We start from the raw sequence: 19967 nt of genomic DNA on the forward strand, positions 1-19967 counted from the left end.
GAGACATCAAGATAGCTTCTACCGAAGCCTAGGTGCATTGTTTGATAACCTAGGCAAGCGGTAAAAAAGCCTATTATTGGTAGGCATCTGCATCAAAATAGAGTTGCTTTAAGGTACCACAATTCACAAATTTATATATCAGCTCAGATACTTTTGGTACTCTCTTAGAGGTCTTGAATCTTTGCATGCAAGCACTGGTTAAATCCACGAAGATTAAATGGTTAAAACTCGGTTTTTGGGTAATTTTGTGGACATAAATACGCTCGGTTTTATTGATTTCTATACTGTCGTATTCTTGCCATTGACCCGAAGGTTTCAAATCTTTCATTTTCCTTGAATAGAGCTTATCACTAAACACGATAGAGCGCTCAGAGTACACTTTAAACCCGTCTTTTTTATAATGGCCTTCATAGACATCAGCCACAACAGTAATTTCTTCACCTCGCTCTAATCGCTGTAAGTTAAACGCTTTAGGCTTAATTGTTATGAGCTCAGAATCACGTACTAAATTTAAAAACGCGACGTCAGGGTTATCAATTTTATACACGATTTGAATGTCACCTGGCAACTTGTATGAGGGAAAGTTCGTTGCGTATATTTTTGAACCGCGATTCATTAGTACCATACCATGTTCACCTTGGTAGGCAGGGTTAAGAGGTGGAAGCTCTTTCTTTTCTTCTGCGGCAGAGAGAAAGCTAAAAGTAAAAAGAATTAACATGCAATAAAAATGCTTCATAAAGTATCCTTTGCTGGGCTAAGCATGGCCTGAGTATAGCAATAGACAGTCAGTCTGCTATCTATTGCTGTGAAAATAGCTCACATAGAGTGGGTTAATTACTGACGTTATTACGGCCTTTTTTCTTGGCTCGATATAGTGCCTCGTCAGCACTTTTTACGACTTGTTCAAAGGTTTGTTTTGTCAGCCTTGTAGCAACACCGATTGAAACTGTTACGTTAACGACCTTTCTATCAGAGGGTGGTTTGCTCTGCCTAGATTTTTTAGATTGGCGTTGTTGTTGCCTGATAACCATATCATAGTTGGCAATGTCTTCTCGCAGCTGCTCAAGCGCATTAAATGCTATCTCAGGCGAGCGGCCTGAAAAGACTACCGTAAATTCTTCGCCGCCATAACGGAATACTTTACCACCACTTTTCACCTTACTTAGTTTAGAGGCAACTAGCTTCAGTACTTGATCGCCGATATCATGGCCGTAGGTGTCGTTAAATTTTTTAAAGTGGTCGATATCAAGCATGGCTACGGTGTATTTGCGTCCAAGTGACAGTGAGAGTTGATTCAACGCTCTTCTGGTTGGCAACCCCGTTAAGTCATCTCGATACGCTAAGAAATAGCTATCGATGGATACGGTTAGTAGGTAAACCAATGCGACTATAACAACCACCACATCAAGCGGCAGCGCTAACCAATTCAACTGAATGGCAAGCCACAATAAAAAGCTACTAAACAGCGTTGCGCGTGTGAGACATTTATGTGTGAGACTGCGCCAAAAAAGTAAAGTGCCAATTAAAAATAACGGTGCATGAAAAGTAACATACGGCGTTAGCTGATTTGTGTAGTGGTTATTTACCAGCCATGTATTGACAGTGGACTGAGATATGAGCCAAAAGTGGCCACTAAACCCAACCATACCAAGTATCACTAGGCGTGAAATTAAATGCCTAGAAAGCAACGCTTTGTCTCGCATCAAAGACATTAGCCAAAGTATGATAGCACCACACAGTAATTGCCATGGAGCGCTATTTTCAAGCCAATGTGACCAAGGAAAAGTGTACGCTTGAGAGGCAAAGAATGCAGTCCAGAGTAAGCACACAAGTGCGAGTCGACTGCGATTAAACTGTGCAGCAAATCCAGCAGAAAAGAGTAAAATTGGAAGGGTAAGTTGACTGATTGTGGTGCTGTAGTGTTGCCAATTTTGTTGAAAATGGAGGGCGCCGAACAAACAGACCGCAAGGCCAAAAGTGCAGCCGAGTGTGGTTTTAACTCCTTCAAATTTATACAACAATTATCTCCAAAAAATGATGAGTTAACATGTTTTTTAACATTGTAATTTGGTCACATTAAAATTGCTACAAGAGTTTCGATGTAAACTTGCTGGACTACACCTGATTTTTCGCGTGTGTCCCTAACTTTGGTGATGATGTGTAATAGTCAGTTAGGCTGCGACATCTTCGATTATATCGCGGTTTAGATTATACCAACATGCTCTGTCTCTGCCTCTTTCTTTTGCCGCATATAATGCTTTATCTGCACAGCTCATCCACTTGGTTTGAGTCAGGTTATTATCTGTTGCACAAATGCCTAAACTGACGGTTACAGGGCGATCTTCAATGAGCGATGATGTTCTGATGGTGGCCCTTAACTTTTCTGCGACTTTTTCTGCGGTTTCGACCGTGGTATTAGGGAGCAATATCACAAACTCTTCTCCACCTACTCTGAAGAGTAAGTCGCTTTCGCGGATCTGAGTGTTGATACCAGAAGCTAAGCGTATCAGCACCTCATCGCCCTTGGCGTGACCGTATAAATCGTTAATTTGTTTAAAGTGGTCTACATCAATCATAATGAGTGTGGAGTCGCTGTGATAGTGTAGTTTGTTTGCCAATGCATCTTTTAAAAATAAGTTTAACTGGCGACGATTAAGGGCACCCGTTAAAGCATCTTTAGTGGACTCTTCTTTCAGTAATTCATGAAGTGAGTCAATGTGCCTGAGTAGCAGGTTTACAATAGTGACAGTCATCAACAAAGCAAAAAATAACCGCATCGCATCGGCAACTTGATAGTTGAGTAAAACGTAAATGGTTGCGCTCAAAATGAGTGATAAGTTGAAAACAATGGCAGTCCTGATTGGAAATAAAAAACTTATAATAATACTGACAGGGAACACCCAAAAAATGGTACCTTCACCTAAAGTAAAAAGTGATAAAGTGACGGAAATCACTGCTAAAGTGGCGACAATATGCTCATTTATTGGCAATTTTCTACCTCTGAGGAGAGCATAGGAGTCGACACTAAATGTGAAAACACACAAACTAATCGCTGTGGCTAAAGGATATTCACCAATAATGAAGTTTTTGATAGCAAGGGGGGAGAACACTGCGAGTATGATCAGAGTGACAGCTGGGAATACTTTTCCTTTTTTGCCAAAATACGTACTTAACCGTATAGGCTCGTTTGGACCACCATAAAAAGACACGTAATACTATCCAATTCATAAACTATATCTCTTTCATTGTATAAATATATATAATTTATTCCTATATTAAAGGTTTTTAATGTTAATTGTTTGGCAATTGTTTGTTATTTGGTTGAAGTGGTAGCGCTAAAATAAGCCTTGTGTCTAGATTGGATATGATTTAATTATTTTGAGAAGAAAGACTTGGGGAGGATAGGGTGAAGTATATAGCAATAGTTACTTGGTAAGGCACACTGATTTTTTTATTTACTCAAAAGCGGTCGTTTTTACTGGGGCAACGTTGCCAGAGTCCACTGAAGTTGGGCAACCAGCATGATTGGATCGCACTTACATATTTAAATTATCAGGGGTTCGAAAAGCACATTTATGGACTGAGGAGATTAAACGAGGATTTGCATCTAACCAAGGTCAAAAGCGCTTGGCTGCGACAAAGTGTTTAATACCGAGTACAAAAGTAAGATTCAAATACGGGTCCACAGCCATGGTTTGTTGTAGAAATAGCCTTGGTAAAACTAAACAAGAAATGGTCGGTGCGCAGAAACTACTCAAAAATATAATACGCGCTGACAATCAACAGTTATGGTTCCTACTGGCCTCGAAAAAGGATCTTAAAGGAGGCGTCTGGCGCTGTCAGCGCAATGAATAGCGCTACTGTAAAAACTCTGTTTTTGCCTGACGCGTATTAACCAGCTCAGCCAGTTGTTGCGTGCTTGGTTTTGAATCCACAATGCCTTCGTGCGCAAGTAACCACTGTTTTCTGAACACGCCGCCTGCATAGCCCGTCATTTTTCCATTGGCGCCAATCACGCGGTGACAGGGAACAATCAATGTAATTGGATTTCGGCCATTTGCACCGCCAACGGCGCGCACTGCTTTGGGGTTGTTCAGTTGTTCAGCCAGTTCTAGGTAAGTCATACTTTTACCAAATGGAATATCCGTGAGCGCTTGCCACACTTGCTGCTGAAAAGGGGTGCCTTGCCAGTCTAGATCCAAGTTGAATTGCGTGAGGCGACCTGAAAAATACGCATCGAGCTGCTTATTACATTCTTTGAGTAGTTCACATGTGTGTGTTTGGGAGACCTGTTCACCGCAGAAAATCAGCTGACGTAGACCAGCTTCAGAGGCTTTTATCTCTATTAAGCCAAGTGGGCTTTGAAAGTAATCTGTGTATAGGTTCATAGTTGACTCCATAGCTGAAAAGTAAGGTAGCTGCGCCACGGAGACGCTAAATCAGGTAATAGTGTATGTATTGGTTCCGGCGAAGTCTCGGACGAAGTAACGGCCGAGGCTTCAGGAGAAGCGACTTGTGCTTTGAGTGCTTTGATGACCCCCAAGTCTGACCCTAAAAAGATGTCTGGATCGCTCTGACCACGCATTTTGGCATAGGCTACCGTCCAAGGGCCAATCCCTTTGAGTTTTAGCCATTCATCAGGGGCCTCTGGTTCAGTGGTATCACAGAAATACTGCGCAAACCGGATCAAGGTTTGCCTGCGAGAGTCAGGCATCTTTAAAAAGGTGAGTTCATTGCCGGCAATAGCTTCTGGTGTGGGAAAATATCGCCCATTAGGCGCTTCTTCACCCAATGTAAATACGAGTTGGTACACCAAATTTTTGGCCGCTTGAACAGAAACTTGTTGGCCTAAGATAGCTCTTATTCCCGCTTCAAATAACCCCCAAATTCCGGGCAAACGCAGCCCAGTAGTCAATTCAAACGTATTTGGTAGCGCTTGTGATAAATCATGCTCGATTTGAACTAAGTCAGCATCCACATCTAAGACTCGACGAATGTTGTTGACGACTGGCTTAAGAGCTTTTAGTTCGTCCAATTGAATTTCTACCTCAAAGCAATGCTTGTCTTCTAGGTGTGTTGCAGTAAACTGCCCTGCCCTGCCTTGCCAAGTTATCGTTCGTCCATAGCTGTTGGGGGTGATCCACTCCAACCCCTCGATCAGTCTTGCTGACAAGAATTGCTGCATTTTCTGCCAGTTAAATGGTGGGCGATAAAACAGTTGCAGTACGACTTTAGAGTTTGCTGCCTTTTTTTGTTTTCGCATTTGCGTTGGGGTGAGTTTGAGCTGTTCTTTAAAGCAGTCATTGAAGCGCCGTATGCTATCAAAGCCACTGGCCAGTGCTACTTCAGTTACGGGTAAGCTAGTCTGATGCAGTAATTTTTTGGCAAACAAGCATTGTTGGTAAAGCGCATAGGCTTTTGGTGAAACACCTAGGTGCTGATTAAAGAGTTTACGTAAATAGCGGTCACTAACCCCTAATCTTTTTGAAAGTTCGAGTAATGAACTTTGTTGTAATGCACCTTGGTCAATCAGCTTAATGGCCCTATCTAAAGTTGCGCCCACACCTTTCCAAGCAGGGGAATCCGGAGCGCTGTCTGGCCGACACCTAAGGCATGGTCGATAACCAGATTGAGCTGCGAGCAATGCACTGGTGAAGTATTCTACATTTTCTTCTTTTGGAGGGTGTGCTGGGCACACGGTACGGCAGTATATACCAGTGGTTTTAACTGCAATAAAAAACTTACCATCGAATCTTGCATCCCTTGATAGGCGTGCTTTTTGACAAACTTGGTTATCTAGCATTTCAGTCAATCCTACATATGAATAGACTTATTATATCGAATGATAATCGGCCGACTAGCCAGATCTGGAACTGGCTGTTGAAATAGTATTTATAAAATGGCGGGTGATGGCAAGCGACCAATGGAAGTAGAGTTGTGCACCATTGGTCGCTGTTAGTAGGTTATGAAAGGTTTGCTATGATGTCATCAAAACTTAGGTCAATCAGTAAATAGCCGTTTTTAAATACTGTTTGGAGTAAATTTTCACGGTAGCCTAAATCGCTTTCACGGACAGTTTTTATGCCTTTTTGTTTATCGGCAACCACGGCTAAACGACCTTTTTTACTGCGCTTACCATGATCGGTGATAGGATCTTTAAACACATCACGCCACAGGCCTTTTACTTTCACTGCACTTGCTTTCATCGCAAATTGCATGGTGTCTCTGTCCAGTTTTTGCAGTAGTGCCCCTCCCATCCCAAAAGCGATGTTTTCTGCGCTGAGCTGTTTACCTTGCATTGCCTTTAAGATTTCACCAATTGACACCTCATCAACTCCATCACCTTGGATGACCCTGACGCAATCGGGTAAAACACGATACCCTTTGCTGTTAACTCTGTAGCCAAATTTAGCCATTAACTTTTCTATAGTCGTGGTCACTACTTTGACTGGCTCGCCACTATCGGGGCGAATAACCAAGGTACCACCGCTGTTTTCAACTTGCGCTTTGAGCTCTACACCCCACAACGTATCAATTGCATGCCACAGGTCATATGAATCGCTGACAACAGCGACCAGTTTACCCGGGCCTGAAAACTGCTTTAGCATGTTTTCATAAGCCTGTTTTTCTCCCTCTTTGCCCCAAGCGGTGATAGTGCTGTGCTCTGCTGCTGGAATAGAAAAACCAGGCATGCTTGCGCCATAGTAGCGTCTAGCCGCGACAATCGCACTGAGCGTATCTGTGCCCATAAAATTAAGTAAGTGTGCAGCGCCGCCAATCGCCGCAGCTTCTTCAGTGGTTGCCCCTCTTGCACCAAAGTCATGTAGCTTGAATTCTAACCCTTCCAGTGAGTCGGCAGTTTCTTGCATATATTTACGAATCACTTGCTTACAGTGATAAGAGACCGTTGCAACGGTAGTTGGATACCAAATTGCACGCAGCAGTGCGGTTTCTACGTAGCTGGTCAGCCAAGCACACTTTGGATCAGTATTAATGACTTGCACCAAGGCATTGCTGATTGGTACCACAGAGCCCTCGGGCAGCGCCTGAATTTTGATTGGCAGTAAGCCACCGTGTTTGTCTACAATGTGTCTCCAGCCAGCTTCATAAAATGGTACACCATGTAACTCTAAAATCTCTTTTGCTTCATCCACATCAGCGTGAGTTAAAGGCGTGGTAAGGTAGGTTTTAATGAACATTTGCAAACCAAAGAACACGGCCTTTTGATAGTGGCCCCCGCGAGGTTCAATATAGCTAGATACTTGACTCGTACCTTCCGGATATTGTTTAAAGTGAGATGCTTTGTAGCTATCTGCGTTTAGGATAATATGGTTCATGATGGAGTTCCTCCTATCGTATTAGTGCAACGGGTCTATCCCGTTGTATGTTTGGTACATTACATACCAGTTAATTCTTGAATAATGAAATAATGATCTTCAAATAACTTACTGGGTTCCAACTCAGATAAAGGCATCCACATGGCATGTTTCGCATCGTCAGATCCTTTCACTTTTGGCAGAGCTTTATTGGGCTCTAAATCAAAATAGAAAGCATGAGTAATGGTTCTACCACGAGCTGAACGATGCGGGTCATCAAATACTTGCTGTTGCTTAATCGAGCCTTTTAAAACGGGTGCTGGCACCTTGAGTTTGGTTTCTTCTTTTAGCTCACGTAAACAGGCGTCTAAGAGCTTCTCACTGCCGTTAATAAACCCACCAGGTAATGCCCATAGACCTTTACCTGGGCGTGCTTTGCGCTCAATCAACAGTACATGGCCACTTTGTACCACTACCGCATCTACGGTTACGAACGTAGGCGGGTACGGCGCATTTTGCCATGCTAGACGGTATTTTTCGATGAAATTATGTTCACTTTGGATTGCCTGATAATCCTCGGTCTTGATAAATTGGCGCAGCATATCCCTTACAAATACAGGCAATTGCTGACTATGCTCCCTGTCTAAGAACACCAGCCCTGCTGTTGAAAATATTTCTTGTCTGAGTGGTGTTGCAGAAATTTGTTGAAAATTATCAACGGGCACAGAGCCCCATTGGGGAAACATATTTAAATAATATGAAGACTGATCTTTACTATGCCCAATCAACCCAATGCTTGCCGGTTTATGGGGTACTCGATGGTGTGCGGTGACGAGCCCTTTTACTGTTGTTTGAACATTACGTACCCAAGCATCGTCATTGTATACGGTGTCCATGAGTGGTGCGATATGTACTCGGGTATTTTCGTCTTGAGTAAGTGTCCCGCGGATCATCAACTCGCGCTCGACGCTTGTCCAAGGATTTCTAACGGTTCTAGGTTGATGTGCAGAACCACACAAGATAATAAGATGATGAGCGCGTTTTAGCCCCTCTTTTACCACGGCCAAATGACCCTGATGAAAAGGCTGAAAACGGCCAATAAATACGAGGAAGTCGTATTCCTGATCGTGCGACATTGTCATTGCAGCAAACCCCTTGCTGTTTTTATTGAACGCTAAGCAGGTCTATCCCGCAAGCGTATATGGATATCAAATGGTTCCCATTTGATATCCATCACTCTGACACACCGTAGCACAACTTTCAAACACTTATTTTGACGAAGTTGCTGTCTTCTTTAAGACCAAACTCGCTTTTTAGTTCTCCAAATAGAGCTTGTTTTTGTTCTTCATCAAGGTTGCTAGTATCCAGTTCCTCAAGCGATTTTGACAAAAATTCAACGACCTGCTGCAAGTCAATTGTGGACGATTCACCTCCCTTAGGTGGTTTTGGCGGCGGCTCTACACCCGCTAGTTCTCCTACTGCTTTGGCATCGAAACCCAGTTCAGACATTTGTTCCGCTAGGGCTTTACCCGGTTTTATACCCGCTTCTTTGAAAGTTTCGACGATTGACTTAGCATCCTCTTCACTGAGGTTTTGAGGGGCAAATTGTTCGAGAGTTGCTTTAATTGTGTCGGTTTGTTCCGTACTAAGCTGATTCTCTGTACGGCCAAAAGACATGTTTTGATTGCTAGACACTGCACCTATCATGATCACTACACACTCATATTATTTATTACATCTAATAGTGTGTATACAAAATGCGCAAACAATGTGAAAGGACAGGCTTTTTATGTGAGATGTTTGAGCATTGATTGCGCTTTTTTATAATCGTCTGGTGTACCAATATCTATAAATTCAGCTTTATAACACTGGCTATATAGTGCCTTAGTTACAGCGTACTCAGACAAATACTGCTCAAAAGAGAATGGGATGTTGGGTGTGCTAGCCAAAAACTCAGTTTTGCTGATTAGATATACACCCGCATTAATGTAGCCCGCACCTTGTTTTCCTTTTTCAAGAAACTCAGTAACAAGGCCAGTGTTTGGGCCAATAGTTAAGGCGCCAAAACGACTGATATCTGGCACATGAGCGGCAGCAAGGCATACCGCACTTTTGTTCGTAACTTGCTGCGCAAAATCCCTGTAGTCAATATCAAAATAGCAGTCTCCATTTAATACCAAAATGTGTTCCTGAGTACTTAATTGCATCGCGTGGCGGATCGCTCCACCCGTTCCAAGCGGTTGTGTTTCACAACTCAAGGAGATCTTCGCATGCGCTTGATTGGCATATGCATATTGCTCAAAGCACTCATGCATATGCCCCGTGGCCAAAATCAAATGAAGATCATGGCCAAATGCATCGCGCAGCTTATGTAAAACAAGGTCAAAAAAGGGACGGTTGCCAATCGGCGCCAAAGGTTTAGGCAGGTTGTTGACGACAGACCGTAGCCGTGTACCTTTGCCACCCACCAACACGATTACATCCATATACCCGGCTCCTGCGTTTTGTGTTTGGTATTGCGCTTAACAGTAACCGCCTGCGCACCATGTTCAACGATTTTTACTTGTATAATATTTGTGTGAAAAGCCTGTTTTATTTTTTCTTTGAGCTGATTTACACCATCTTTGGGTAGTGCAAAGAGCATAAAACCGCCGCCACCGGCACCACAGATTTTTCCTGCTAAGGCACCTTGTTTCATGGTGAATTCGAATAGGGGGCCTATATTGGGCGGGAGTACTGCTTCGCCAAGCTGATGCTTCAGTTCACTTGCCATATTAAATAAAGACCAAAAATGTATGGTATTTCCTTTCATCAGAGCCTGTGCCATGGGGATAACCGAAGTGCGGATACGGTGTAAATAACTTAGTCTCTGCGTATTGCATTGCTTGATCTGTAAAGATTGCGCTTCAATGGCTTCGCCCGGACTGCGCAAAATCTGACTGTCAATTAAGATAATTTGAGATTCTAGAGCATGGCGTGTTGACTGGCTCAATTCCAGAGGGGTTACTTTGTTATCATATTGACTTAAAAAAGAAAAGTGATTGAGCCCCCCGAATGCTGCCGCAAACTGATCTTGTAAACCGCCTTTGAGCTGTAATTTAGTACGTTCAATTTCATACGCTGTGCGCGCCAGCATTTGGGGATTATTAGAGACGTTAAGTAACTCGCAAAACCCTTTGATTAAAGCTACGGTGAGCGCGGATGATGCACCGAGACCACTACCAAAACCGATTTCACTCCACGTCTCTATTGAACATGGGAAGAACTTACCTTGATGGTGGTTTTCAACAAAGTACAGATACACCGCCTGCTGTATGGCCAACTCTCCTTGCAAAGTGAGTTGGCTTATGTCTCTGGCGCTAAACTGCACCTTAGAGTCATGGCTGCGGATCAGCAGTTCATTTCCACCTATGGAAATTTGACCGTGTACATACAAATTAATCGTGCAATTGAGTACTTCACTCCCATACATATCTACGTATGGAGGGATATCTGTGCCTCCGCCGGCCAAACCAATTCTTAACGGGGCACGGCACTGAATTATGTCATTCTCGGTCATGTTTAGTAACCTTCAAGAATATCAATGCGGCGCTTCACCTTACTTTGGTAGCGACACAGACTGGCGGCTATGGTTTGTCCGACGTTTTCGCCATAAAGTTTTTGCCCTGCGTGACGCGGCCACACTTTTTGCGGCTTGTCGATCGCGAGTTTTAGGCCTGAATAAATAAATGCTTGGTCCAGAGGGGGAACAAGTAGATTGGATTGACTGTCGAGTATCGTTTCGGGCCTATCGGTGTTAGCACGACAGGTAAGCATGGGGACGCCAAGAGTGTTTAACTCTTCTTGTAAACCTCCGCTATCACTATATACAAAGCGACAATGCTCTCCTGTCACAAACTCCAAGAGATGTTGATAACTGGGCCATAATTCATGAAAAACAACACCTGCTTCACAAGCTTTAGATACCAGTGTCTGCAGTTGGTAGCTTTCTACGGCGTTGATAAAGGCATTGTATTTTACAAACACGATTTGTATTTGCTCAGTTGCAAGTTGGGTTAAGGCGTTTATAAGCGCGGTTAATATGGGTTTGGTTAAGTTTTCTCGGCGATGAATATCAACTCTTATCCACTTGCCATTGGCAAGCTCTGGGTAGCAATCATAAATGGTCTGCTTTGGTTTACGTTGACTCTGCAAAGTGACTGCATCGGCACTAAGTGAACCGACAATATCTATGTTTTCTGAGAGGTATCCTTCCCTTAATAAGGCTTGACGATTACGCTCTAATGGGGCCAATAACAAGTCTGATACACAAGAAGTTAAAACGGTATCTATGCCTTCAGGAAAAGGCATATCGCGATACCACACCCATTCACACTGACGCTGCGATAAAAGCGCCTCACCACGTAAGGGCTGCCAAGAACTAGGTCCCATACTGCGCAGTCCGGCTTCAACATGCACCGCTCGGATCCCGGTTGCCAAATACCAGTACTGCGGTAGTAAATTTGACGTTAGGGTGTCTCCTGATACAACGGGAACCACGCATGTGCTTGGTGCGAGGTCTATAAAATAATGAGCAAGTTGCTCAATGGCTAAAGCCATATCGGCGGCTTTTGATAGCATGCTGCCAGAAACATTTAGATTGATAGCAACTTTGTCGGCAATATCAAAAAGAGCGCCAGCCTCAGTCAGCACGGCATCGTAATGTTGACCACTTTCAATAACAAGAGTGGACATGTTTTGTGTATCACATGCATGTATTAAAGAAGCCAGTTTTACATAGCAAGGTTTGGTTGCGATCACTATCATAAATACGGGCCGATTATTACTCACAGCTTCTGTAAAAACGGCTTCTACCTTGTCATGCTGTATGTTGATTGCCATGGTTACTCCATTTTAGGCCGCTATCATACTGTGCTCTGCGAGCAGGGATTCAATATCTTGGCGGGTCAGCGCTATCAGCTTTAGCATGGCTGCGACTATCACATCCGTATTGGTTTGGTCTGAAAAGCTAATAAATAAACGACCACGACTTTTATTCCACTTTTCGTCCCAGCCTAATGTTTGGTATTCACCTATTGCCTTTCGCAAAGTGGGGACAGTTTGGACTAAGTAAGGTTTAATAAAAGCGAGTTCATCTCGCTCGAGATGAATTTCTACGCCAATTGCATCGGGAAGCGTGAGGAACTCATAGTGGCAAGCTCTAGGCCAGTGGCTCGGTGCAATTCGCCTAAAATGCATAAAAGAGCCACGAGTTTGCCATTGCTCATCGGCCTGTGCGTTATATTTTTCAATGATCTTTAAAAACTGCTCAGGTCTTTCTTTGACCACTTTGTGGGCGGAAAATATACCATTGGCAATCACATCCCAATTAGTATCTATGCGTGACGCATGTGGCTTTGACTGGTCAAGGTTAACCATGTAAGCGGTCAAATCAGGTTGGTCAGATAGTATGAGTTGGTTGAGTAATGTTTGAGCGCGACGGTAATGTCCGAGGCCTAAGAACGCTTCTTGAAAATCTACTTGATGCAGGGAATTGCACAAAATCTTATTTAATGTGTTGACTATTTCAATTGCACAGTTGAAATCCGCGTTTGAGACTTCGTAGCCATCCAAAATAGCAAAGTCCATGACTTCTATGACATGCCCAGCATAATAAACTTGGTTTTCAATTAAGTCAGACATCACCATGTCAGTACGCAATTGTTCGAGTTGTTGTTTGCTTTGTGCATCTTGAGGGTTATCTAACACTTTGACCGTTAGTCTCAGCACACTCAGAAGGACATGCAATATCTCGAGTTGACTGTTCAAAAAGAGCTCAGCGTAGGGCCTAAACTTGTCCAACTCTGGCACTCTAGCGACCATTGCAAGCACCCCTTCGGTGAGGTGAAACTTGCGGCAAACTGTGTAGTCACCAACATAATGGGCGTGTACAGCTTGTACCATGAGTTGTTCAATATCAAATGTTTGCGGTGTACCATCTGGGGCAAAGAAGGTAAAACTTCTGGCTTCAATATAAGGATAATAATGTGCGAGCGCAAACAGCATATGACCAAGCTCGACCCCTTTACTTGTCATAATATTAGTTGAGCCGTTTAGCAAATCCGCAAACGTTATACCGGTTTTAGCTATTTCTATATTTGCAGGTACACCAGCCATCGCTGAGTAGGCGAAAGTTTGCCATGGATGAAAATCACCCTCAGGGTCACATTGATAGATATAAGGCTGTTTGTCTTTTTTAAAGTGCACAAAGCCTGCAACTAGATCTGTTAAGGGTTTACCTTGGTAGGTCAGATTACCCCAGCCATTTATGACATGGCAAAGATGAGGTAACCCATCCCGTTCGACAATGCTATCCAAGTTTTCAGCAATCAGTAGATCTGCAAGATTAATCACTTGGTCGGCAAGCTCTGTATCGATCGTTTGTGGCGTATGAATGCTCTTTTTAGTTTGATTAATTATTTGCCAGCACTCGTCGCTGAGCTGCAGTGGTGACCATGGCGTGGTTTGTGACATGATAATTCGACCCATTTTTGTTGTTATTAGAAGGAGGTGCAAAGCACCTCCTAGGGCAGTACTTATTTTCTAAGCTCTTGTTCGCAGCAACCTTGCGTGCAGCAACCACGGATTAGTACAGGCTCATTTGCCAAATCCTGTTGGTTTACTTTAGTTGCAGTGCCACCTGTGATGGCATCCAAATCTTCAAGTGTTAGAGGCGTCATTTCTTGATTGTCTTTCATAGTATTTTCCTTATTAAAATCAAAGTAATTGAAAAGAGCCGCCACAACCGATCTATGTAAGACGACGGAGGGTCATAGCTCGTACTAAGGCAAACGAGTATTGATTGCATCAAAACTTGCTACGAGTTCGGGCTCTTTAAGAGCGAAAAGCGGGCTTACCCCAGCTTTTCACCTTCAAATCCTGTTGATGCAGGATTTAGAAGATTTGAGGTGGCTCTTCACAGCAGCCTTGGTTACAACAACCGCGGATTAAAATCGGCTCATTTGATAAGTCATCTTTGTCGAACTTATTTGGGCCGCCACCCACAATTGATTCCATTTCTTCAAGTGATAAAGGTTTCATTTCTTCTAGATTTTTCATTATTTTTCCTTAAATTAAAAATAGTTAGCAGAGCTAACTGTGTTGATGAACAGAGACATACTGTTCAAACTGGTTGCAGGTATCTTGTAAGAAGCTACCTGAAAAGTGGGCATTCGCATATTTGTCTAAGCAATATGAAAAGTTCTGATGATCGCTTTGCGCTTTACTGAATTCACCCAAGTTTCGAGTGGTGTCATCATGGGTTAAGTGTGTGGCACATCCTGCCAAGGACTGCTCTAACATAAGCTTTGCTTTAAGACGAACAATTAAATCTAGGTCCTCCCAACCCCAATAAGTCATTTTTGAATCAAAGCCCGCAACGTCCAATATATGCTGCTTTTTCACCATTACAAGGCCAGGAGCGGTGCGTTGGTCGTTATTCAAAGTAGATTGGTTAACTAAAATTTCGGTATGCTTACCCTGACCAATCGGTAATGTGAGTACCGTGCGAGTTTGGCATAGCTGTTGAAATTGGGTCACTGATTGAGGCTTTGATTCTGACACTGAATGCAAGTTTGCAAAACTGGTTTCAGAGACGAGCGAGTAGAGTTCCGAGAGTGTTGTCTCGGACAATATTACGTCAGCATCTAGGACAAATATGGTTTCTGCTCTAGCGTGATATATACCCCAATTTAGCGCGAAAGATTTGTTAAAAAACTGAGTGAATATGTGCACGACCCTGACTGTGATGCCTTTACAGTCGACAGCATTGAGCAATTCTTGCAAGTGCTGTTGATCGCCACCCATATTTACGATGAGTATTTCAAGCTTCGGGATTTGTTCCAATGCTGGTAAGTTTTGTTCCAATGTTTGGCCAAGTTCATGGCGGTCTTTCCAAGGTATAATTACACTTATCACTAGATAATCCTTAGGCAAATACCACAAAGCCATCATCCAAGAGCTGCCAAATAATATTTTGGGCAGTGTGATCGAAGCGTGATAACTCGATAGGGGCGGTTAGTTCACCTAGTATTTGCAGCTGTTTGTCAGAGAGCTTTTTCTCGGCAGGCCAGCATGGGTCGTTAACTATGGTCCACAGCCCTTGATGAATGTGATCAACCGCGATTACTTTTGAGGACAGAGGGATACGTTGGCTGAGAGTATGAGATACATAATAGTGTGCCACGCCGCTATAGTTTTCAAAACCCAGAGGCACGTTTGGTAATAGGCATTGGCTGTCATTGTTAATGGGCACATGATGCGCGATACGCGTAGTTATGCCTTGTTTATGTAAATCGATACAGCGTAGTAAACCTGATTCTAATCGCGATACAAAGTGGCCATAGCGATAATACTGAGAAGCATGATCTTTGCATTGCTTACTTAATTCACAGCGCTGTGTATTACTATTGAGCACTTCAGATAACCACGCTAGCCCGCTTTGGTAATTGAAGCGGATGCCGCCTTGAGTGACCCAAGTGGACATGAGCTTACCTGTTTTATTATCAATAACAGTGTCTTTTAAGCCGCCATAGCGACAGCCTAATACGGGAGTACCCGCGGCCATGGCTTCAATTGCGATATATCCATAATTCTCATCTAATGAGTTTGTTGGGTGTATCAACACATCCATGGCTGCAATGCTGGTGGCAAGCATTTGCTCTGACAGATTACCAGCTGAAAAAGTGACAATATTTTCAAGTTTATAGAGTTTCAGTAAGGATTGAATATAGTCAGGGTATTGATCTGTCATGTAAGGCAAGACGGGATAATCGACCCAGTAATTACCAATGACAATGGCTTTTATCGGTTGTTCTGGAAATGCGGCTTTTAAATCTTTTATATATTGTAAGAATCGATGTAAGTTCTTTTGGGGTAGTAGTCTAGCTACATGCCCTAATACCCAAGTAGATGGTGAGATGTCTAATTGCGTTTTAGCAAGTGATTTTTCAGGGACTTGCCAAAATACTTCAGATACAGGTAATGGAAGAAATATAATGTCAGGTTGAAGTTTTGGACAAATAGCCTTAATCACGTCGATATCGGATTGGCAGTTAACAATGATACCGTCACATGCCCTTAGCTTAGGCAAATACTCTTGTAAAAAGTGAGTATCTAATGTGGCACCGCCATGCAGAGCCATTATGCGAGGTGGCCCATCTTTATAATCGTCTTGCCACAATCGAATTCCCGAAAAATTGAGTAATAAGTCAAGCTGCTCATCTAGTACGTTTTCTTGATCTAGGTTAATGAGCTGGGCTCCAGCTTGAATAAGTGCCGAAAGATAAAAGTGTTTTGTTTTACCAACGCTAACCCAGAATTGTTCTCCCATTCCTGAAACGCCAATTTTGATATTTTTAATCGACTGGGACATGGCTAGTTTCCTTTTTTAGTATTGTTATTGCTCGATTGTGGGCTGTAAATGCATCAGAGGAAGGTTCCGGCTCTGTTGCCCATCTCACTTTATTATCTCTGGACTTATCCCATCGGAATAACCAGTGTATACCGAATTTAAATGCCTGAGTTGGTTGGGTATAAATAGGATGTTTTAAGGTTTTATCAATTGTTTGAAATTGATAACCTCGAGACTTTAAGGAAGTTAATATGTCATCAAGGCTATCTGCATTTAGCTGATTTACATGGAGCATGAGTATATGAGGAATATTTGTCTCGAACATGTTTAAGCTTGCACTTTCATAAAAGTCTAAGCGTTGCTCGGTAAATGCTAAGTATTGTTCCTTATAGTTTTTTGCCGCGTTTATTTCTTTACTTGTAAGCTTTTTAGTATAAGGCGCATCATAAATATAATCGGCATTTTCCATTGTGACAGGCACAAGTTCTAGATTTAGCATTTTTAGGCCATTGTGCAACAAGTGCTGAGACTCATTAGTCTCTCCTGCGTGTAAATAAGGAGGGCGAAAATACTTCTGTTTTTTTTGACCGAGCACTTCCTGCGTTATAACAGCGCCTTTTTTGATATCTTCTAGATAAATCTTTAGTTCACTCTGATGATAGGAAATATGAGAGAAGGTGTGATTGCCAAGCTGGTGCCCGCGCATTTTCCAGTCAGACAACAAGGTTCTTAATAGTTTAGGGTTGTTCTTTAAATGCCCTTCATTAACAAACCCTGTCGCTTTTATATTATGTTTTTCAAGGGTATCAAGTAGCTGATGATTAATTTTCCTGAGAGATTGTTCTGATAAAGTAAACTCTCCATGAATAGGCACATCATCAAAAGTAATTGACACTTTTTTTTGATGGGATGTGCTTGCAATCGCGTGAGTATTTGTAAAATACGCACAGGCGACGACTAATATATTAACCAGTTTCATAATTAACATGAGTACATTTCACTTTCCTTGAATAAATGAAATATAAGCATGTTACAGTTATTTTATCAATGTGTGTTTTTATGTTTTCATGTTAATTTTTATAATTTAGTGGGGAGTGAGTGCAATACCAAGTTCATTAGAGTGAGATTTAAATTAATTTATCGACGTCTGGTTTTGTAGATCTTCATCTTTCTGTTTCTCTAGATGGACATAACTTAACCCAGGTAGGTTATAGGGTGATTCTAACTCTTGATTGAAATTGCGTATGTCTTTAATTTGTTGCTCGACAAAACCATGCACGAATGCGTCTAGGTTAGTGTTAACCCACTTCTCAATTGAGTCTGAATGAATAAACTCGTCCGGGGTGTCTTCAAGGTCGACCATGAGAGCTTGCCAAATTGCACTCTGACTTTTCGCAGGGGCGTCATGGGTGAGATCAATGACTTCATTCATCCAACTAAGGCCTACCTCGTCGTATGCTTTAAGCATACTCGAGTATAGGGTTTGCCTTTCTCTATCTGAAGTTAGTGAGTCATAATTAACTGCGTATTCCCCTGCGTCAGATTGCAGATAGTGCTTGTGTTCACGCCAGTCGAGCTGCTTACTGACTAATGCAAAAATATTTTGTTTGTTTGATTTATCTGCTTCATTGAGCATGGCAAAAAAGCTATCTTGCTGATACGGCTTTATGGTTTTTGCCATGTCGACAATACCGATATTGGTTTGGTAATCTCCTTCATCCAGATGCGCATTTAACTCAAGTAATTGCCCATCGGATAGTTTATTGTCGAGTAATAATGTTGCGTAACGATGGACATTGGCCGTTTTTTGCATACCAAAACTTTGAGCTAGTATGCTATGCCCTTCGTCATATCTAGTGAGCAGCGCATCCTCTCTTCCCTCATCATCCAAGATCCCTACAGGAGAAGGGTACGATGAAAAGTCATACGCTTGTCCTTGTTCGAGCAAATGTGACATTGTGTTTATCGAGCTATTGAGTACCTCTTCAGACATGGTGTTAAACTGCTGAATTAAGTCTTCACTGATATTGTTGAATCTACCAGTTTTAGGGTCAAATGTTGCAGTGGCAACAATGACATCTGCGAATTTAGCCAAGTCTTCATCACTGAGTTTTTTCGTGAGCTCGAGTAGCTCTCTAGTGGGCTTTAAGTACTGAAATTTGTGCCGTTGTTCTGGTGGTAGCCTGTCTACTTGCGCTAGAAAATCTTCTACTTCAGCTTTGTCCGTTAGCTCTCCAAAGCGATAAGTTTTTTCAAACTCGTCAGTTCCCAGCCCTGTTAACGTAACTTGCGGTTGAGTGTAGTTTCGGCCGAAACCAAGTACGATAGGGCGAGCCAGTGTTGCTTCAAGTTCGGCTTCTTTCAGAGCATTTTCTTCAGGAGATGACAATCTCACTGTGTAGTCGCTATTTGTCGGTGGAGCCTGTTGAGGCGCAACAACTGTGGTGGCTTTTTTGGCGTTGATGTTACTGAGTTTATGATTATATGCAGATTGCGATTGAGCAATATTTAAATGTTTGGTGAGCTTATCAATCATAACCTTATCCTTAGTTATCGATGTACAGATTGTTTTTCGACCGAAACAGTAAAACCTTTAGGAACAAAATTACATTAATTTCTAGCTCCATGCTTAAAACCGTGTATAGGTTATGAACGTTGCTGAGTCACTAAGCAGCGTTGTTTTCTTTACTGGTTTGTGTATACAAGCGCAAGGTTAAATAAGTTACTGTGCCAGCCACTAACGCGCAAAGCACGTGATGTAAAACCAAATGGCTGACGATAAATGCTGGAATATCTTCTGCGCCATCAATCAACAACGCCTTCACAAGCAAGCCTAAATAAGCGAACAGGTGTCCGACGAGCGCCACTTTAAAAATCCGTTTGAATTTTCGTCGCGCTATTGTTGATAAATGTAATTTATTGATACTCATGATAAGCAACGCCAATATACTGAGCATAATACTTACAATACCCAATCCAAGGAGGGACGTCTTAACTAATGTGGCGGACAAAATATATGCAATGATCATAAATACCTTACTGCTTTAATGTATCGCTCGCGATGGTATGAGAGGTGATTTACGATGTCTATCTGAAATACTCTGAAGTGTTATCAGATTTTCTTTGTCAATGGTGTTGACTCTAACAGCTTGCGAGTACATAGTAGACGTTCTACTTATTAGGATAAAAAGTAATAACAATGAACCGACTAACCAATACAATGCTCAATAGATCATGGCTTCTAGTCATGTGGGTTAGTG

Annotated in this window: 19 protein-coding genes; all 19 read right to left on the minus strand. The window is 42.4% G+C overall.

Annotated elements, in window-relative coordinates; all coding sequences use genetic code 11:
* Positions 1-73: 73 nt before the first annotated feature.
* Complete coding sequence (locus N482_RS00140; RefSeq protein WP_063375166.1) at positions 74-736, minus strand: hypothetical protein; 663 nt, start codon at positions 734-736, stop codon at positions 74-76.
* 94 nt (positions 737-830) lie between these two features.
* Complete coding sequence (locus tag N482_RS00145) at positions 831-2018, minus strand: sensor domain-containing diguanylate cyclase (RefSeq protein ID WP_155730424.1); 1188 nt, start codon at positions 2016-2018, stop codon at positions 831-833.
* A gap of 153 nt (positions 2019-2171) precedes the next feature.
* Positions 2172-3209, minus strand: coding sequence for a GGDEF domain-containing protein (locus N482_RS00150; protein ID WP_063375168.1), 1038 nt, complete (start codon positions 3207-3209; stop codon positions 2172-2174).
* Positions 3210-3857: 648 nt separating this feature from the next.
* Positions 3858-4388, minus strand: a complete 531-nt coding sequence (locus N482_RS00160) for a methylated-DNA--[protein]-cysteine S-methyltransferase (RefSeq protein ID WP_063375170.1) — start codon at positions 4386-4388, stop codon at positions 3858-3860.
* The gene (locus N482_RS00165) at positions 4385-5803 is read right to left on the minus strand and encodes a DNA-3-methyladenine glycosylase 2 family protein (RefSeq protein WP_063375171.1); all 1419 of its coding nucleotides are present in this window, start codon (positions 5801-5803) and stop codon (positions 4385-4387) included. The genes N482_RS00160 and N482_RS00165 overlap by 4 nt, the downstream gene beginning before the upstream one ends.
* A gap of 160 nt (positions 5804-5963) precedes the next feature.
* Positions 5964-7337 (minus strand): nicotinate phosphoribosyltransferase, encoded by a 1374-nt coding sequence (locus tag N482_RS00170; RefSeq protein WP_063375172.1) that lies wholly within the window; start codon positions 7335-7337, stop codon positions 5964-5966.
* A 59-nt stretch (positions 7338-7396) separates the two neighbouring features.
* Entirely contained in the window at positions 7397-8458 is a 1062-nt protein-coding gene (locus tag N482_RS00175; RefSeq protein ID WP_063375173.1) for a bifunctional nicotinamide-nucleotide adenylyltransferase/Nudix hydroxylase, read from the minus strand.
* Between the two features lie 118 nt (positions 8459-8576).
* Positions 8577-9023 (minus strand): hypothetical protein, encoded by a 447-nt coding sequence (locus N482_RS00180; RefSeq protein WP_196765281.1) that lies wholly within the window; start codon positions 9021-9023, stop codon positions 8577-8579.
* Positions 9024-9103: 80 nt separating this feature from the next.
* On the minus strand, positions 9104-9802 hold the full coding sequence (locus tag N482_RS00185) for a sugar phosphate nucleotidyltransferase (protein WP_063375175.1): 699 nt from the start codon (positions 9800-9802) through the stop codon (positions 9104-9106).
* Positions 9793-10875: a hypothetical protein gene (locus N482_RS00190; protein ID WP_063375176.1), complete on the minus strand. Its 1083-nt coding sequence runs from the start codon at positions 10873-10875 to the stop codon at positions 9793-9795. Before N482_RS00190 ends, N482_RS00185 begins: the two co-directional genes overlap by 10 nt.
* Before the next feature lie 2 nt (positions 10876-10877).
* A complete protein-coding gene (locus N482_RS00195; protein ID WP_063375177.1) occupies positions 10878-12197 on the minus strand; it encodes a UDP-N-acetylglucosamine 2-epimerase in 1320 nt (439 codons plus the stop codon).
* Positions 12198-12209: 12 nt separating this feature from the next.
* Positions 12210-13829: a hypothetical protein gene (locus N482_RS00200; RefSeq protein ID WP_155730425.1), complete on the minus strand. Its 1620-nt coding sequence runs from the start codon at positions 13827-13829 to the stop codon at positions 12210-12212.
* A gap of 62 nt (positions 13830-13891) precedes the next feature.
* The gene (locus N482_RS24625) at positions 13892-14053 is read right to left on the minus strand and encodes a hypothetical protein (RefSeq protein WP_155730426.1); all 162 of its coding nucleotides are present in this window, start codon (positions 14051-14053) and stop codon (positions 13892-13894) included.
* Positions 14054-14249: 196 nt separating this feature from the next.
* Complete coding sequence (locus N482_RS24630; RefSeq protein WP_155730427.1) at positions 14250-14414, minus strand: hypothetical protein; 165 nt, start codon at positions 14412-14414, stop codon at positions 14250-14252.
* A gap of 33 nt (positions 14415-14447) precedes the next feature.
* Positions 14448-15272, minus strand: coding sequence for a glycosyltransferase (locus tag N482_RS00205; RefSeq protein ID WP_196763613.1), 825 nt, complete (start codon positions 15270-15272; stop codon positions 14448-14450).
* Positions 15273-15282: 10 nt separating this feature from the next.
* Positions 15283-16728 carry a glycosyltransferase family 4 protein gene (locus N482_RS00210; protein WP_063375180.1) on the minus strand — a complete coding sequence of 482 codons (1446 nt, stop codon included), beginning with the start codon at positions 16726-16728 and terminating at the stop codon, positions 15283-15285.
* Entirely contained in the window at positions 16712-17695 is a 984-nt protein-coding gene (locus tag N482_RS00215) for a polysaccharide deacetylase family protein (protein WP_063375181.1), read from the minus strand. The genes N482_RS00210 and N482_RS00215 overlap by 17 nt, the downstream gene beginning before the upstream one ends.
* A gap of 144 nt (positions 17696-17839) precedes the next feature.
* Positions 17840-19243, minus strand: coding sequence for a hypothetical protein (locus N482_RS00220; protein WP_063375182.1), 1404 nt, complete (start codon positions 19241-19243; stop codon positions 17840-17842).
* Positions 19244-19373: 130 nt separating this feature from the next.
* Positions 19374-19736: a hypothetical protein gene (locus N482_RS00225; RefSeq protein ID WP_063375183.1), complete on the minus strand. Its 363-nt coding sequence runs from the start codon at positions 19734-19736 to the stop codon at positions 19374-19376.
* Between the last annotated feature and the right edge of the window lie 231 nt (positions 19737-19967).

The sequence above is a fragment of the Pseudoalteromonas luteoviolacea NCIMB 1942 genome, assembly GCF_001625595.1.
GTDB lineage: Bacteria > Pseudomonadota > Gammaproteobacteria > Enterobacterales > Alteromonadaceae > Pseudoalteromonas > Pseudoalteromonas luteoviolacea_A.